The organism is Methylobacterium sp. E-045 (genome assembly GCF_022829685.1).
In the GTDB taxonomy this organism is placed as follows: domain Bacteria; phylum Pseudomonadota; class Alphaproteobacteria; order Rhizobiales; family Beijerinckiaceae; genus Methylobacterium.
Genome location: NZ_JAKSYE010000122.1, coordinates 167,335 through 181,950 on the forward strand (window position 1 = coordinate 167,335; position 14,616 = coordinate 181,950).

Below are 14,616 nucleotides of genomic sequence, written 5' to 3' on the forward strand. Positions count from 1 at the left end.
CTTCCGTTTGCAGCAGAGTTGTCGAGGCCTGCATGGCTTATGTCGTCACGGATTCCTGTCACGGGTGTCGCTACACCGAATGCGTCACCGTCTGCCCGGTCGAATGCTTCCATCTCGACGAGCAGATGACCTATATCGACCCCGAGAACTGCATCGATTGCGGCGGCTGCGCGCCGATCTGCCCGGTCGGCGCGATCCACCCGTCCTGGCAGATGCCGGCGGGCAAGGCCGAATGGGTCGAGATCAACCGCCTGCGCGCGGCCGAGACCCCGGTGATCGCCGCCAAGATCCCGCCGCTGCCCGGCGCCGACGAGCAGGCGAGGCGGCTGGCCTCATGAGCGCGCATCCTCGCATCGCGGTGGTCGGGAGCGGTCCGGCCGGGTTCTACGCGGCCGAGGCGCTCCTGCGCTCCGGCATGCCGGTGGCGGTGGACCTGTTCGAGCGCCTGCCCGCCCCGTTCGGCCTCGTCCGGTTCGGCGTGGCACCCGACCACCCGAAGCTGAAGCAGGTGACCACGGTGTTCGACCGGATCGCCGGCCTGCCCGGCTTCCGCTTCGTCGGCGGGGTCGAAGTCGGGGCCGAGGTGAGCATCGCCGAACTGAGCGCCTGCTATCACGCCGTGATCCTGGCCAACGGCGCCTCCCTCGACCGGCGGATGGACATTCCCGGCGAGGATCTGGCCGGCAGCCATCAGGCGGGGGCCTTCATCGGCTGGTACAACGGCCATCCCGACGCGGCCCACCTGAGCTTCGACCTCTCGGCGGAGCGGGCGGTGGTGATCGGGCACGGCAACGTCGCCCTCGACGTCGCCCGCATCCTGCTCAAGACCCCGGACGAGCTGCGCCATACCGACATCGCCGCCCACGCCCTGGAGGCCCTGGCCGAGAGCCGGATCCGGGAGGTTCAGATCGTCGGGCGAGGCGGGGTGGAGCGCGCGCGCTTCTCCCCGAAGGAACTCGGCGAGTTCGGCGCCCTCGCCGATTGCACCACCGGGCTCGATCCGGACGACCTGCCCGAGGGCGTGCCCGAACCGGCGATGGACGCCGGGGCGGAGGCGCGCGCCAATGCGGACATCCTGCGCGGCTTCGCCGAGGCCGAGGGCGGGACCGCCAAGCGGCGGCGCTGCCTGATCCGCTTCGGCCTGGAGCCCGTCCGCCTGGCGGGGGAGGGCCGGGTGGACGGCCTGCATCTGCGCCGGACCGGCCAGGACCGGACCATCGCCCTCGCTTGCGGCCTCGTCATCTCCAGCATCGGGCGCCGGACCGCGCCGATGGCGGGAATCCCCTACGACGCGCGGGCCGGTGTTCACGCCAATCTCGGCGGCCGGATCGTCACGGACGGCGTGACGGTGCCCGGCCTCTATACCTGCGGCTGGAGCAAGCGCGGCCCCCACGGCACCATCGGGACGAACCGTGCCTGCGGCGTGGAGACGGCGGCGGCCGTGCTCGCCGACCTCGCGACCCTCCCGGTTCCGATCGGGAACGCCGACGCCCTGGTGGCCGGCCTCGCGGAGCGGGCCGGGCACAGCATCGACTACGCCGCCTGGCGCCGGATCGAAGCCGCCGAAACCGCCCGCGGGCAAGCGGCCGGGAAACCGCGCGAAAAATTCGTGACGTGCGCCGAGATGCTCGCGATCGCCAGCGAGGCCGCCTAAGATGATGGCACAGACGGCGGCCTCGACCTGCGGGCTCATCGACGGATTCGGACGGCGCGTGACCTATCTGCGCCTCTCGGTCACCGACCGGTGCGACCTGCGCTGCGTCTACTGCATGTCGGAGGACATGAGCTTCCGCCCGCGGCGGGACATCCTCGGCCTGGACGAATTGGCCCGGCTCGCCCGGCTGTTCATCGCCCGCGGTATCGACAAGCTGCGCATCACCGGCGGCGAGCCGCTGGTGCGGCCGGGCATCCTCGACCTGTTCGCGGCGCTGTCCGAGCCGCTGCGAACCGGCGCGCTGCGCGAACTCACCCTCACCACCAACGGAACCCAGCTCGCCCGCTTCGCAGACGACCTGGCCTGCGCGGGCGTGCGCCGGATCAACGTGTCCCTCGACACCCTCAACCCGGAGCGCTTCCGGATGCTCACCCGTGGCGGTTCCCTCGCCAAGGTGCTGGAGGGAATCGACGCGGCCCGCGCGGCGGGCCTCGCGGTCAAGCTCAACGCCGTCGCATTGAAGGACGGGACGGAGGGCGAGATCCACGATCTCATCGCCTTCGCCCACGGCCGAGGCATGACCCTGAGCCTCATCGAGACGATGCCGCTCGGCGATGTGGGGATCGATCGCCTCGATCAGTACCTGCCCTTGGACGCCTTGCGCCGGCGGATCGCGGAGCGCTGGACGCTCATCGACGTCCCGATGCGCAGCGGCGGCCCAGCCCGCTACGCGCGCGTCGCCGAGACGGGGGGCCTGATCGGGTTCATCACGCCCCACACCCACAATTTCTGCGCGGATTGCAACCGGGTGCGGGTCACGGCCTCGGGGACGCTGCACACCTGCCTGGGCCAGGACGACGCGACGGACCTGCGGACGCTCCTGCGGACCGGCGGCACCGACGACGATGTCGTGAGGATCATCGATCAGGCGATCGGCCGGAAGCCCAAGGGCCACGATTTCGTCCTGCGGCGCGGCGCGGCGCCCCAGCTCGCGCGAAAGATGTCTGAAACCGGGGGCTAAGTGTCTCTCACAAAACTCCCGCCGCACTGTCATGCTCAGAGCGAGAACCGACCGCCCTACCGATCGCGCCCCATCTCTTGAAGCAACACTTCTCCACCGCACTGCCCGACACGGTTTGGCTAGAGCTGCGCCCGACCACGTTGGGTCGGGGCACAGCTCTCGATCTTTGTTGTGTCGCACTCTTTTTCGCCGAACCGGCATCCACTTCGGCGGAGAGCGCTCTGGCCGAAGCGCCGAACCTTCAGGCGCAGCATCACGGTCTCACTGAGGCTCGGATAGTCGGCAGGATGCCGGACATATCGACGATGGACGGCAGAGCTTGGCGCGCCGCAGTCGGGACAGCGCCCACGATCCCGGCGAACATGGGCAAGGATGATGAGACGACCGGAGCGGCGAAGGATCTGGTCGACGACGCAGCCCGGCAGGGATGAAGACAGAATCATCCCTGCCGTGGATCAGCCCATCGACGCTGCGTCGCGGTGACCGTTCCACGCAAACTGCGGGAGAACCGCGAAACCGGGGGAGGATCACGTCTTCAGCAGCCTGCCAAAGCAGACCGTCACGAGGCCACCCAACCCGGTCGTACTCACAGCCCTCAGGGCGATCCCTTCGCGACAAGGGCCCTGCGCATGTCGAGATGTGCCATGACCAGCCCCGCGAGGACCTGCAGGCATTCCCGTTGCTCCTCGGTCAGCCCTTCAGGGCGCGGCTCGGTGTCGATGACGCAAAGCGTGCCGAGGCCGTGACCGTCCGGGGTCACGAGGGGTGCTCCGGCGTAGAAGCGGATGTGCGGCGCGCCGGTGACGAGGGGATTGGTGCGGGTGCGACCGTCGCACGTCAGGTCGGGGATCACGAGCATGTCGCTCCTGCCCAGGACATGTCGACAGACCGAGGCGTCGAGTTCCGTCCCGCAGTCGACGAAGCCGGACCGTGCCTTGAACCATTGCCGTCCCTCGGCCACCAGGCTGAGCAGCGCGACGGGCGCCGCGCACACGGCGCGGGCCAACAGGACGATGCCGTCGAAGCTCGGTTCGGGCGGCGTATCGAGGACGGCGTAGTCGTCGAGGACGGCGAGCCGTTCGCGTTCCCCGGTCTCGGCCGATGGCGGCGGGCGCTGCATTATCGGCCTTGGTCCTCGGGGTCGGCGATCGGGAGCGAGGCACCGATGATCCGGTGCAGGACCCGGCCGACCTGCGCGGCCGAGTAAGGCTTGTGAAGCAGCTCGAAGCCGTGGCTGTCCTCGCGGGCGAGGACATGGCTGTAACCCGAGGCCAGGACCACCGGAAGGGCAGGAATGCGTAGGCGCAATGCCTTGGCGAGCTCGATGCCGCCCATGCCGGGCATGACGACGTCGGAGAAGACGGCCCGGAAGCCCGAGCCGTCCGCCCCAAGGCGTTCGAGCGCCTCCTCCGCGTTGACGACCCAATCGGGTGCGTATCCGAGATCCTCCAAAATCTGCGAGCAGAAGCTTCCGACCTCCAGGTTGTCCTCCACGAGCAAGACGCGCTGGCCGAGGCCCGCAGGCGATAGGTCCGCGTCAGGGTCGGACACGACGGCCTCGGTCGCCAGGGACGAGACCTCGGGCAGGTAGAGAGTGAAGGTCGTGCCCTTGCCGATCTCGCTCGTCACGTCGACGTCGCCGCCGGACTGCTTGGCGAACCCGAACACCTGCGAAAGCCCGAGACCGGTGCCGCGTCCGACGTCCTTGGTCGTGAAGAACGGCTCGAAGATGCGCCCGAGCACCTCCGGGCGAATGCCCGACCCCGTATCGGTGAGGGAGACCGCGGCGAACGGCCCGCGCGAGCCGGCATGGCCACGGATCGTCGGCAGGGCCTGCCCGGCCGCCACCCGCATCGTCAGCGTCCCGCTGCCGTCCATGGCATCGCGGGCGTTGACGGCGATGTTCACCAGGGCGGTCTCGAACTGGTTGAGGTCGGCGCGTACCAAGGCCGGCCTGTCCAAGGCCTCGACCCGGACGCGGATGCGCGCGCCGGTAACGGTGTCGAGCATCTCCGCCACCCCGCGCAGGCGCTCACCGACCTCGAACACCTCCGGCTTCAGGGATTGGCGGCGCGCGAAGGCAAGGAGCTGTCCGGTGAGCTTGGCGGCGCGGTCGACGGTGTCGGAGACGGCATCCATGTAGCGCTTGCGCCGGTCTTCCGGCAGGTCCGGGCGGCGCAGGAAGTCGACCGACGAGCGGATGATGGTCAGCAGGTTGTTGAAGTCGTGCGCCACGCCGCCGGTCAGCTGCCCGACCGCTTCGAGCTTCTGGGATTGCCGCAGGTCCTGTTCCATCCGCTCGCGCTCGACCGCCTCGGCCTGGAGCCGGGCGTTCGCCTGAGCGAGTTCCGCGGTGCGGGCCGCCACCTGGCTTTCGAGGAGCGCCCCCGCCTCCCGCAAGAGCGCGGCCTGCGCCTCGAGCTCGGCATGGAGCGCGACGACGCCCCGGTTCGTCTCGGCGAGCTCGCGGTTCAGGCGCTGGGCTTCATCCTCGCGCTCCGCGAGTTCGGCGAGGCTGCGCAGGAGCTCACGGTTCTGTTCGCGCAGGGCGATCGCCGGTTCCTCTGCCCGGGAGCGGGCGACGTCCTCGGCCATGGTCGTCAGGGTACGGCCGGAGAAGGATCCGGAGCCGTACGGCAACCGCATCCCGAACGTCACGAGCGTTCCGCGTCCGACCTCGGACTCGATCTCGAAGCGATCCATCAGGCGGCGGGAACCGGTGATGCCGATGCCGAGCCCGGTGGTGGAGCGGTAGCGCCCTTCCAGGATCTCGTCGAGATGAGGGATCCCGGGCCCCCGGTCGAGGATGCGGATCACCAGGACCTGACCACCGTTCTCCTCGTCGACGCCGTACTCGACCTTGCCGCCGCCGGCGTAGCCGTAGGCGTTGCGTGCGATCTCGGACACGGCCGTGGCGATGCGCGTCTGGTTCTGGATGCCGAAGCCAAGGCGCTCCGCCAGCCCGCGCACGCGCTGTCGCACCACGATGATGTCGTCCTCGTGCTCGACGGAGCTCGTCAGGAGCGGCCACTTCACGCTGCATCCCCGCGTACGACGAGCACGGTTGCGTCGTCCCTGACCCTCGCGAAGTCGCGATAGATCACCCCGGCCAGCAGCGTCGGATGTGCCCCTGCGAGGCCGGGATGGGCGTCGAGGGACCAGCTCGTCGCGATGCCGTCCGAGCACAGCACGAACACGTCTTCCGGACGCATGGGGTACTCGAACTCCTGGATACGTCGGGCCGCGTGGCCCGCGGTCCCGGCGAGGCTGACCGTTCGCTTGATCGTCCTTCCGGAGATCACCGCCCCCGCGACATTGCCAATGCCGGCGAGCGCGAGCGTGGCGCGGTCCCTCGTATAGCGCGCGACCGAGATCGCTCCGCCCCGGGTCTGGGACAGGCCTGCGTGGATCGCAGCGAGGATCGCGGCGGGCGGCTCGTCGCGACGGCGCCGGAATATCTTGAGGGCCTCCTCCGACGCCCTGGCGGCCTCCGGTCCGTGGCCGAGGCCGTCCGACACGATGGCGGTCCAGCCGTCGGCGCGCTCGCGCACGGCGTAGGCGTCGCCGTTGGCAGTCTCGCCTTTCAGGGGCGCCGTCACCGCGCCGAAGCCGGGACCATCGCCCGACGGGCTCCCTCTGACGGACGACAGGCGCGCCAGCACCGCGGTGCCGAGGCCGGGCCGGGACACGATGTCGAACGCGTCGGAGAGGCGACGCACCGCGCCGAGCCCCTCGCCGGCGCTGCCGCCGGTGGAATGGCCGTCGCGCAGGGCGAGGCCGAGGTCCTCAAAACCCTTGCCCTTGTCGAGGGCGAGGATCTCGACCCCCGAGCCGGTCCCATCCTCGTAGGTGCCCACGAGAACCTCGCCCGGGACGCCGTACTTGACGACGTTGGTGGCGAGCTCGGTAACGATCAGGGCCACCCGTCCGGCCGCGGTCTCGTCGAAGCCGATGGCCTGCGCCACGGCCACGGCGCGCCGCCGCGCCTCGGCCACCTGGCTCGCTTCCGTGACGGGGACCCGGACCATGCTCACTTCCACCGCGCGATCGTCACGCGCGTGCCTGCTCCGGGCGTCGACTCGATGTGGAACTCGTTCGAGAGCCGCTTGGCTCCGCCGAGGCCGAGCCCAAGACCGCCGCCGGAGGTGTAGTGGTCGGTCATCGCCTGCTCGATGTCGGCGATGCCTGGGCCCTGATCCTCGAAGGTCAGGCGCAGGCCCTTGCGCATGCCGGCCTGGACGATCTCCGCCCGGACCTCGCCGCCGCCGCCGTAGTCCAGGGCGTTGCGAGCCAGTTCGCTCGCGGCGGTGACGAACTTGGTCTGATCGACGAGCCCGAGCCCAATCTCGATGGCGAGCGCGCGGACCCGCTGGCGCACCCGCACGACGTCGTCGCCCGAGCGGATCGGGAGGGTTTCAACCTTCGTGGACTTCACGGTCACCCCCGCAACCGTCCTCCTCCTCCTCGGCGAGCCGCGACTGGATCAGCGCCATGCCGCGCTCGACGTTGAGGGCCGTCTTGATGCCGGTGAGTTCCAGGCCGAGCTCCACCAGGGTGATGGCCACGGCGGGCCTCATCCCGGCCACGACCGTGTCCGCGTCGAGGATACGCGACACCGCGGCAATGCTCACAAGCATGCGGCCGATGAAGGAATCGACGATCTCCAGGGCCGAGATCTCGATCAGGACGGCACGCGCGCCGGTGCGCACGATCATCGCCGTAAGGTCTTCCTCCAGCGCGAGGGCGAGGCGGTCGTGCATGTCGACCTGGATGGTGACGATGAGGACGCCACCGAGCTTGAGGATCGGGATGCGGTCCATGGTGTCAGCGACGCCCCTCGGCGGAAACCTGCTGGCGCACCACCTTTCGACCCGTCTGCCGAAGGGCGAGCGCGAAGGCGTCTGCCAACGTCGCCTTGGAAACGACGTTCAACTCGACACCGAGATGGACCATGGTCTGGGCGATCTGCGGCCGGATGCCGGAGACGAAGCAGTCGGCGCCCATCAGCCGGGCTGCCGCGACGGTCTTCAGCAGGTGCTGCGCCACAAGGGTGTCGACGGTCGGCACCCCGGTGATGTCGATGATGGCGATCTCGGCCTCCTCGTCGACGATCGCCTGGAGCAGGTTCTCCATCACGACGCCAGTCCGGGCGCTGTCGAGGGTGCCGATGAGCGGCAGCGCTAGGATACCGTCCCAAAGCCGGACCACCGGTGTCGAGAGCTCGGCGATCTCCTGACCCTGGCGCCCGATCACCTCCTCGCGGCTTTCCAGGAACACCTCCATGGTGTGAAGGCCGAGCCGGTCGAGGATTTTGCTCGCGGCCCAGGTCCCCGCCGCCAGTGTGGCGGCGTCCGTCCCATGGGCCTTCCCGATGGCCGCGAAGACCGGCGCCTTGAGCGAGAACACGAAGTTGGCGGTGTCGGTCGGCGTGAAGCCCTGGATCGCGCGCGAGCGCGAGATGTCGGCGAGGGCCTCGCGAAGTGAGGTGTATTGCTCGCCATCGGCCTCGACCCCGCCGTTCGCGAGCGCATCCCGAAGCTGGCCGTACACGGCCTTGGCCTGGGTCTGGAGCTCGGCCTCGCGAATGCGGCCGCTCTGCAGGGAGGTTCCCTCACGCAAGGAGGCGTACCACGCGTCGAGGATGGCGGCCTCGTCTTCGATGAGCGTCCGCTTCAGGACCTCGGCGCCGTCCATACTCATCGGGTCCCTCTCTCTGCTGTCGCGCAGCCTCTATCCTGATCTCGACACTTTCGATAGGCGATATCGCTCAGGCTGAAGTCGCCAGCATTCGATCTCCGAGCCAACGTCAGGTTCCGCCACCTTACTTCCCGGAAGCAGACTGGCCGAAACCCACCCGACGAGGTCGTAGAGCAGACCGGCAGGTGGCGACCCGACCCGGAAGCCTGGATCGCCATCGGCGCTTCTCCGAACCAGCGGCTCGTCGGCCGTCCGACAACTTCGGTTCGGATGGGAAATGGACTGCGCACGTCCGCCGCTTATGAGACATTCGCGATCTAGAACATCCCGTTCGGATTAGCCGAAGCATCGGGCAGGATCTGCAGCACATCCCAGTGCTCAACGATCCGGCCATCCGCATCGAGGCGAAAAATATCCATGGCCGCATAGTCATGGTCGCCCGGCCAGTGCTGGAGGCAGTGCAGCACAACCAGATCGGCTTCGGCAATTGCTCGCTTGACCTCCACCCGCTTGCCCGGCCACTCACGCGACATTCGCTCGAAATAGGCGATGAAGCCGTCCTTGCCCGTGGGCACATGCGGATTGTGCTGGATGTAGGTGGCCCCGGCATAACGCTCGATGGCCTCGCGGGGACGACACTCGTTAAACATCAGCTCATAGAACGCTATTACGTTCGTCTTGTTCTGCGCGAGATTCGGCATGTCTCTGCGTGTAAACCCGTGAGAGCCATTGGCTATCGATACAGGGGAGCACGTCGCCGGAGAGCAGACAAGTGCTTAAGAGTGGACGTTCCGATCTCCCGCAACGAGTCGTAAGCGGTTCTCGCATGGAGGTCCGCTTCGATGCATCCACTGTCCGAAAGCGGACCGTCTTCAAACCACCCGTCTCAGGCCATCATGACAGATACCAAACGCCAGATTCTCACCGCAGGGTGCCTCTGAAGCGCCGATTCGGTGAGGCGATCACGCGTCTGCGGATGGTGCACCTGACGAAAGCGCGGACACGCCCTGGCCATCACCGCGTCCCGAAGCGTAGGCGTTGATGATCGCAGCCAACAGGCCGGGGAAGCGCGTGTCCACTTCGGCACAGCGCGAATAGTTTCTCATCTCCACGCCGTGACGCTCGCTGCGGATCAATCCGGCCTCGCGCAGCACCTTGAAGTGGCTGGACAGCGACGACTTCGGAATGACCCGGTCGCCCACCGCAGACAGGGCCGAGCAGGCGTCGACGCAGCCCGCGCCCACGATCCGGGCGAAGATCGCCGCCCTTCGGGGATCGGACAAGGCGTGCAGGATCGCCTCTGGCTGAACGTCCTCCATGGCAGGGTGAAAAAGCGGCCTCATGTTTCGTCCATATGGGGCTTGAACTGCGCTTTGATAGTTCCGAACTTCCGAACCATGGGAAGACGGCATCCAATCCGGAGCCGACCCAGTTCGAAAGCTAGCACAGATGTCAAAGCTTGAGGGTAAGGTCGCGGTCGTCACCGGTGCATCGAAGGGCATCGGCGCGGCCATCGCCAAGGCACTGGCGAAGGCCGGCGCAGCCGTCGTCGTCAATTATGCGTCGAGCAAGGCTGGTGCGGACGCCGTCGTCGCGGCGATCACATCGGACGGTGGCAAGGCGATCGCCGTGCAGGGGGACGTCTCCAAGGCCGCCCAGGCTCATGGGCTGATCGAGGCGGCGGTGCGTGAGTTCGGCCGGCTCGACGTGCTGGTCAACAATTCCGGCGTCTACGAATTCGCATCCATCGAGGAGGCAACCGAGGACCACTACCGCCGTCTGTTCGACATCAACGTGCTCGGCGTCCTGCTGGCGACGCAGGCGGCCGCCAAGCATCTCGGCGACGGCGGAAGCATCATCAACATCTCGTCGGCGATCACCCATGTGCTTACGCCAACCGCGGCGGCCTATGCCGGCACGAAGGGCGCTTTGAACGCGATCTCGGGTGTTCTCGCCAATGAGTTGGCTCCGCGCAAGATCCGCGTGAATGTGGTCAGTCCGGGCTTCGTGGTGACCGAAGGCACGCATACGGCCGGGGTCGTCGGCTCCGATATGGAGGCGGGCTTCATCGCACAGACGCCGCTCGGCCGGGCCGGCCAACCAGACGACATCGCCGGGGTCGTCGCGTTCCTCGCGTCGGACGATGCCCGTTGGCTGACGGGAGAGAACATCACCGCCAGCGGCGGCGTTCGCTAACGGCGAAATCCGATCCTGCGCGTGCTCCAGCCACAGATGCGCGCGCAGGCGGTGGCATGGGGCGAACGCAGTCCGGCGACCTCCACCGAGCGCGTTGTCCTCCGTCCGCTAGCTAGGCGCTCTTCGACACCGGACAGTCGTATTCGGGCTCGTTGCCGCTCGAGCAAACGAGCGTGCGGATCTGATCCCGTACGCCCTGCGTGACGGGGTTGTAGACGATCATGCCGAGGTCGGGACGGCCGTCGACCGCAAAGGTCGAGAATTCCAGTTCGATCGCGCCGAGGATCGGATGCCAAAGCCGTTTGACGCCGTCGGCATGCGCATTGACGTCGTTCTCCTGCCAGAGGGCAGCGAATTCCGGGCTGGTGCGACAGAGCTCATCGACCAGTTCGCTGACCTCGGACGCAGCGCCGGCGCGTACGGCGTCCGCCCGGAACGCGCCGACGACGAAGCGGGCCACACTCGCCCAGTCCTGCTGCGCGGTGCGAACGCCCGGATCGCAGAACATGCGGCGGAGGATGTTGCGCTCACCGGGAGGGACCGTGCTCCAGTCGGTCAGCACCACGGCGGCGGCACGGTTCCAGGCGACGATGTCCCAGGTTGCGGTCTTGATCAGCGCCGGGCTGACCTCAAGCGTATCGAGCAGCCGTTGCAGGCGCGGCGTGATCCCCTCCTTGGGCTTGTAGCGGACCTCCGGCGGACGCCCGAGCGCGAGCATGAAGACGTGCTCGCGCTCGGTCTCGGTCAGCATCAGCCCGGCGGCGATGCGGTTCAGCACGTCAGCGGAGGGCGCGCCGCCGCGTCCCTGCTCCAACCACGTGTACCAGGTGGCGCTGATGTTCGAGCGCTGGGCGACCTCTTCCCGGCGCAGGCCCGGCGTGCGCCTGCGTCCCGTGAACCCGAACGCTGCTGGATCGAGCCTGGTCCGCCGGTCCCTCAAATATGCTCCCAGTGGGGTCTCGGGTCTGGCAGACATGGCGATCCTGTTAGCGTCTATACCGGGATAAGGTCACACCTTTAACGGGATCTGCGATGCGCCGATAGAGATCGTCCAGACCACAGCGGACAGCATCTCATGCGCATCTTCCTCACCGGTGCCACCGGCTTCATCGGCTCTGCGATCATCCCGGAACTCCTCCGCTCCGGGCATCGGGTCCTGGGACTGACGCGGTCGGCCACGGGCGCTCAAAAACTGATCGACGCCGGCGTCGAACCCCATCGTGGCGACCTCGAAGACCTGGACAGCCTGCGCAGCGGCGCGGCCCAGGCCGACGGCGTGATCCATACCGCCTTCGACCATGACGACTTCTCGAACTTCGTCGCCAACTGCGAGAAGGACAGGCGCGCAATCGAAACCCTGGGCTCCGCACTGAAGGGATCGGATCGCCCGCTGCTCATCACGTCCGGCACCGGAATGGGAAACCCCACCGAGGGTGGACCGGCGACCGAAGACGTCTTCAACGTAAAACACCCGAACCCTCGCATCGCGTCCGAGATGGCGGGTGCCGCGCTCCTGGAGGCGGGCGTCAACGTGTCGGTCGTGCGCCTCCCACAGGTGCATGATACGGTCAAACAGGGGCTCATCACCTATCTCGTCGACGTGGCCCGCCGCACGGGCGTCTCGGCCTATGTCGGCGAGGGAGCCAACCGCTGGCCCGCGGCTCCCGTCCTCGATGTCGCCCGGCTGTATGCGCTCGCGTTCGCGCGGCGGGAGGCCGGTGCCCGATACCACGCGGTCGCCGAGGAAGGCGTCAGCGCCCGCGACATGGCGGAGGTGATCGGCCGTGGCTTGAACGTGCCGGCGGTCGGCGTGTCGTCGGAGAAAGCGGCAGAGCATTTCGGGTGGTTGGCCGCATTCGTCAGCCTCGACATGCCGGCGTCGAGTGCCCTGACGCGGGCACGGCTTGATTGGCATCCGACCGGGCGCGGCCTCATCGCCGACCTTGAGCAAATGGACTATTCCCGCGCGTCGCACTGACACGCCGTGGTCCGTCGTGCGAGCCGATGGAACCTCCATGGATCCCGTTCCGCAAGTTTTCGAGCTTGCGGGTCGTCCACGCATGCGCCGCCTCGGTGGTGCCGGCCACAAGCGGCTTGCCGACCCAGGAATTGAACCTGTGATCGGTCCTGACTCCGAGCACGTAGCCCTTGCCCGCGCCGCAGCGCCATCTCGATGTCGCCGACCCCTTAGACGGTGTCGGCCGCCAACCAGGGAAAACGGCACGCCGGCGGCGATCGCCCGCTCGATCATCGCTAGTGCCAATCCAGGCTTGGTCGAAAAGCTCGTCCCCTCCGGCACGTGGGCGGCGGCTAATCGGGCCGGATCCGAGGTCCAGGTCTTGGGCAGGTAAAAGGCCCGATCGATGAACGCATGGCAGTGCCGCGAGACGTAGGCCGCGAACACACCGATCTGACAGTTCGTGATCTTGCCGGCAGAGCCGGTGTACTGGCGATGCACGCCGCACGAGGCTTTACCCTGCTTGAGGAAGCCGGTCTCATCGAGAACCAGAACCGCGTCCGGGTCGGCCAGGGTCTCCAGGGCATAGTCCCGCACCACGTCGCGCAGAGCATCCGCATCCCAGCGTTGCGGCAGTGGTTTTTGCCCAGGTGATCTCCGCTTCAAGAGCCTTAAGCCGCCGCTGCCGGTGCGCGAACGGCTTGCTCGTATCGTGTCTGAGGCACGGAACGGAGATCCCTGCCGAAGCGCCAGACCAGGAGCAGCGCCGTTGCACCAAAGCCTATGCACAGGCCGAACCAGACACCTGGAGCTCCCCAATCGAGGCCGCGCCCGCAAGCAGCCATCGCCGGAATTCCGATCAGCCAGTACCCGATGAAGGTGCTCGTCAAACCGGATCTTGTGTTTCCGAGACCGCGAAGAAGCCCGATGCAGAGGTTCTGCGAGCCCTTGAGGAATTGGTGGGCGATCGCGAACCACAGCAGCACGCGCGCCGTGTCGCTGACCGCAGCGTCGCCGTTCTCACCCAGAAAGGGTCGTAGAATGGCTTGGGGTGCGAGCACGTAGGCGAGTCCGATCAGCGTCATGGCGCCGAAGCTGATGATGAAGGTACGTCTGGCGAGGGCGGCGATCTCTTCGTGCCGACCTCGACCGGCCGTGCGGCTCACCAAGATGGAGGCCCCCTGCGAGAGTCCGATGTTGAGCTGGTAGACGATATAGGCAAGCTGGTTCACGACGTTGGAGGCTGCGAGCGCCGCGGCCCCGAAGGTACCGACCAGCATCGTCGCGATGGACGTAATCGCGGCTTCGGACCCATAGGTCAGGGCGATCGGTCCGCCCAGTCTGGCGATCGTCATCACGGTCGCCCGATCCGCCTTCCACCCATCCAATGCGAGCAGGTCGCGCAGGATGGGGTCACGCCGGACGATCCGCAGATAGACGACGAAACTCCAGAGCTGGACGAACGTGGTCGAGATCCCGATGCCCGCGACCCCGAGTTGGGGCAAGCCTATCCAACCGTAGATGAAGGTGGCGTTCAATGCGGCGTTGACCGCGATGGACGCTATCGTCACCCCAAGCAGTGAGCCGGCACGGCGCATGCCGACGGCGAACTGGCGGAGAACGTTGAGCCACAACATGGGCAGGAGCCCAGGCGCCAGCGCCAGCATGACGGGCCGGGCGATGGCGACGACCTCGGGCGGTTGCCCGAACCAAGGCAATGCCCAGCCGAAGGCGATCAGCGCAGTGCCGGCCGCAACGCCGACGATCGTCGCCAGCAACATGGCTGCACGCAGGAGGTTCCTGACTTCGTCGCGGGTGGCCTCGTCAGGCGACGACGTGCCGGTCCTCTTTTCTCCGCGGCCGACAGCACCCGCGATAAGGTTTCCGAGACCTGTCACCGTGCCGACACCCATGGTGCGGAGCTGGTTGTAGAGCAGCAGCGCGAGCCCGCCGGCCGCTATGGCGTCGATGCCGATGAGCCCCATCATCAGCAGGTCGGTGCTGGTCAGGGCGACCTGGGCGAACTGGATGCCGGCGATGGGTGCGGCGAGGCCGAGGATCTCGCGATAGGGTTCGAGGCGCCTGGACATG

The 14,616-nt window shown here is 67.6% G+C and carries 16 protein-coding genes and 1 pseudogene; 5 read left to right on the forward strand and 12 right to left on the reverse strand.

Annotation, left to right across the window (positions count from 1 at the left end):
• The first annotated feature begins 32 nt into the window (after nucleotides 1–32).
• Genes MKK51_RS23080 through moaA form a run of 3 tightly spaced genes read left to right on the forward strand, consistent with a single transcriptional unit; the run spans nucleotide 33 to nucleotide 2,675 of the window.
• Nucleotides 33–338, forward strand: coding sequence for a ferredoxin family protein (locus MKK51_RS23080; RefSeq protein WP_243981374.1), 306 nt, complete (start codon nucleotides 33–35; stop codon nucleotides 336–338).
• A complete protein-coding gene (locus tag MKK51_RS23085) occupies nucleotides 335–1,654 on the forward strand; it encodes an FAD-dependent oxidoreductase (RefSeq protein WP_243981376.1) in 1,320 nt (439 codons plus the stop codon). Before MKK51_RS23080 ends, MKK51_RS23085 begins: the two co-directional genes overlap by 4 nt.
• A gap of 1 nt (nucleotide 1,655) precedes the next feature.
• Nucleotides 1,656–2,675: a GTP 3',8-cyclase MoaA gene (gene moaA / locus MKK51_RS23090; protein ID WP_243981377.1), complete on the forward strand. Its 1,020-nt coding sequence runs from the start codon at nucleotides 1,656–1,658 to the stop codon at nucleotides 2,673–2,675.
• A gap of 119 nt (nucleotides 2,676–2,794) precedes the next feature.
• Here moaA and MKK51_RS27660 read toward each other — a convergent pair whose 3' ends face one another.
• The 9 genes from MKK51_RS27660 to MKK51_RS23130 form a co-directional block, all read right to left on the reverse strand.
• Nucleotides 2,795–3,118: a transposase family protein gene (locus tag MKK51_RS27660; RefSeq protein ID WP_409565749.1), complete on the reverse strand. Its 324-nt coding sequence runs from the start codon at nucleotides 3,116–3,118 to the stop codon at nucleotides 2,795–2,797.
• Between the two features lie 152 nt (nucleotides 3,119–3,270).
• Nucleotides 3,271–3,795: a GAF domain-containing protein gene (locus tag MKK51_RS23095; RefSeq protein WP_243981379.1), complete on the reverse strand. Its 525-nt coding sequence runs from the start codon at nucleotides 3,793–3,795 to the stop codon at nucleotides 3,271–3,273.
• Complete coding sequence (locus MKK51_RS23100; RefSeq protein ID WP_243981387.1) at nucleotides 3,795–5,711, reverse strand: ATP-binding protein; 1,917 nt, start codon at nucleotides 5,709–5,711, stop codon at nucleotides 3,795–3,797. The genes MKK51_RS23095 and MKK51_RS23100 overlap by 1 nt, the downstream gene beginning before the upstream one ends.
• A complete protein-coding gene (locus tag MKK51_RS23105; protein ID WP_243981389.1) occupies nucleotides 5,708–6,703 on the reverse strand; it encodes an ATP-binding protein in 996 nt (331 codons plus the stop codon). The genes MKK51_RS23100 and MKK51_RS23105 overlap by 4 nt, the downstream gene beginning before the upstream one ends.
• 2 nt (nucleotides 6,704–6,705) lie before the next feature.
• Entirely contained in the window at nucleotides 6,706–7,116 is a 411-nt protein-coding gene (locus MKK51_RS23110; protein WP_243981390.1) for an anti-sigma regulatory factor, read from the reverse strand.
• Nucleotides 7,091–7,495: an STAS domain-containing protein gene (locus tag MKK51_RS23115; protein WP_243981392.1), complete on the reverse strand. Its 405-nt coding sequence runs from the start codon at nucleotides 7,493–7,495 to the stop codon at nucleotides 7,091–7,093. The genes MKK51_RS23110 and MKK51_RS23115 overlap by 26 nt, the downstream gene beginning before the upstream one ends.
• Before the next feature lie 4 nt (nucleotides 7,496–7,499).
• Nucleotides 7,500–8,375 (reverse strand): STAS domain-containing protein, encoded by an 876-nt coding sequence (locus MKK51_RS23120; RefSeq protein WP_243981394.1) that lies wholly within the window; start codon nucleotides 8,373–8,375, stop codon nucleotides 7,500–7,502.
• 314 nt (nucleotides 8,376–8,689) lie between these two features.
• The gene (locus MKK51_RS23125) at nucleotides 8,690–9,073 is read right to left on the reverse strand and encodes a nuclear transport factor 2 family protein (RefSeq protein ID WP_243981396.1); all 384 of its coding nucleotides are present in this window, start codon (nucleotides 9,071–9,073) and stop codon (nucleotides 8,690–8,692) included.
• Between the two features lie 261 nt (nucleotides 9,074–9,334).
• Nucleotides 9,335–9,715, reverse strand: coding sequence for an ArsR/SmtB family transcription factor (locus MKK51_RS23130; RefSeq protein WP_243981435.1), 381 nt, complete (start codon nucleotides 9,713–9,715; stop codon nucleotides 9,335–9,337).
• A gap of 106 nt (nucleotides 9,716–9,821) precedes the next feature.
• Between MKK51_RS23130 and MKK51_RS23135 the strand changes: the two genes are divergently transcribed.
• Nucleotides 9,822–10,568, forward strand: a complete 747-nt coding sequence (locus MKK51_RS23135) for a glucose 1-dehydrogenase (RefSeq protein ID WP_243981398.1) — start codon at nucleotides 9,822–9,824, stop codon at nucleotides 10,566–10,568.
• Nucleotides 10,569–10,680: 112 nt separating this feature from the next.
• On the opposite strand, the gene MKK51_RS23140 is transcribed toward MKK51_RS23135, so the two are convergent.
• The gene (locus MKK51_RS23140; protein WP_243981400.1) at nucleotides 10,681–11,544 is read right to left on the reverse strand and encodes a helix-turn-helix transcriptional regulator; all 864 of its coding nucleotides are present in this window, start codon (nucleotides 11,542–11,544) and stop codon (nucleotides 10,681–10,683) included.
• Nucleotides 11,545–11,643: 99 nt separating this feature from the next.
• Between MKK51_RS23140 and MKK51_RS23145 the strand changes: the two genes are divergently transcribed.
• On the forward strand, nucleotides 11,644–12,546 hold the full coding sequence (locus MKK51_RS23145) for an SDR family oxidoreductase (protein ID WP_243981402.1): 903 nt from the start codon (nucleotides 11,644–11,646) through the stop codon (nucleotides 12,544–12,546).
• A 91-nt stretch (nucleotides 12,547–12,637) separates the two neighbouring features.
• On the opposite strand, the pseudogene MKK51_RS23150 reads toward MKK51_RS23145, so the two are convergent.
• Nucleotides 12,638–13,152: pseudogene (locus MKK51_RS23150) on the reverse strand (IS701 family transposase); the annotation flags it as partial.
• A gap of 44 nt (nucleotides 13,153–13,196) precedes the next feature.
• Entirely contained in the window at nucleotides 13,197–14,615 is a 1,419-nt protein-coding gene (locus MKK51_RS23155) for an MATE family efflux transporter (protein WP_243981404.1), read from the reverse strand.
• Nucleotide 14,616 lies beyond the last annotated feature (1 nt).

Excerpts from the sequence above, each read along its gene's own strand:
- MKK51_RS23105 (WP_243981389.1), bottom strand. The coding sequence starts at position 6,703 with ATGGTCCGGGTCCCCGTCACGGAAGCGAGCCAGGTGGCCGAGGCGCGG.
- MKK51_RS23120 (WP_243981394.1), bottom strand. The coding sequence starts at position 8,375 with ATGAGTATGGACGGCGCCGAGGTCCTGAAGCGGACGCTCATCGAAGAC.
- MKK51_RS23130 (WP_243981435.1), bottom strand. The coding sequence starts at position 9,715 with ATGAGGCCGCTTTTTCACCCTGCCATGGAGGACGTTCAGCCAGAGGCG.
- moaA (WP_243981377.1), top strand. The coding sequence starts at position 1,656 with ATGATGGCACAGACGGCGGCCTCGACCTGCGGGCTCATCGACGGATTC.
- MKK51_RS23095 (WP_243981379.1), bottom strand. The coding sequence starts at position 3,795 with ATGCAGCGCCCGCCGCCATCGGCCGAGACCGGGGAACGCGAACGGCTC.
- MKK51_RS27660 (WP_409565749.1), bottom strand. The coding sequence starts at position 3,118 with ATGATTCTGTCTTCATCCCTGCCGGGCTGCGTCGTCGACCAGATCCTT.
- MKK51_RS23155 (WP_243981404.1), bottom strand. The coding sequence starts at position 14,615 with ATGTCCAGGCGCCTCGAACCCTATCGCGAGATCCTCGGCCTCGCCGCA.
- MKK51_RS23145 (WP_243981402.1), top strand. The coding sequence starts at position 11,644 with ATGCGCATCTTCCTCACCGGTGCCACCGGCTTCATCGGCTCTGCGATC.
- MKK51_RS23085 (WP_243981376.1), top strand. The coding sequence starts at position 335 with ATGAGCGCGCATCCTCGCATCGCGGTGGTCGGGAGCGGTCCGGCCGGG.
- MKK51_RS23080 (WP_243981374.1), top strand. The coding sequence starts at position 33 with ATGGCTTATGTCGTCACGGATTCCTGTCACGGGTGTCGCTACACCGAA.
- MKK51_RS23135 (WP_243981398.1), top strand. The coding sequence starts at position 9,822 with ATGTCAAAGCTTGAGGGTAAGGTCGCGGTCGTCACCGGTGCATCGAAG.
- MKK51_RS23115 (WP_243981392.1), bottom strand. The coding sequence starts at position 7,495 with ATGGACCGCATCCCGATCCTCAAGCTCGGTGGCGTCCTCATCGTCACC.
- MKK51_RS23140 (WP_243981400.1), bottom strand. The coding sequence starts at position 11,544 with ATGTCTGCCAGACCCGAGACCCCACTGGGAGCATATTTGAGGGACCGG.
- MKK51_RS23125 (WP_243981396.1), bottom strand. The coding sequence starts at position 9,073 with ATGCCGAATCTCGCGCAGAACAAGACGAACGTAATAGCGTTCTATGAG.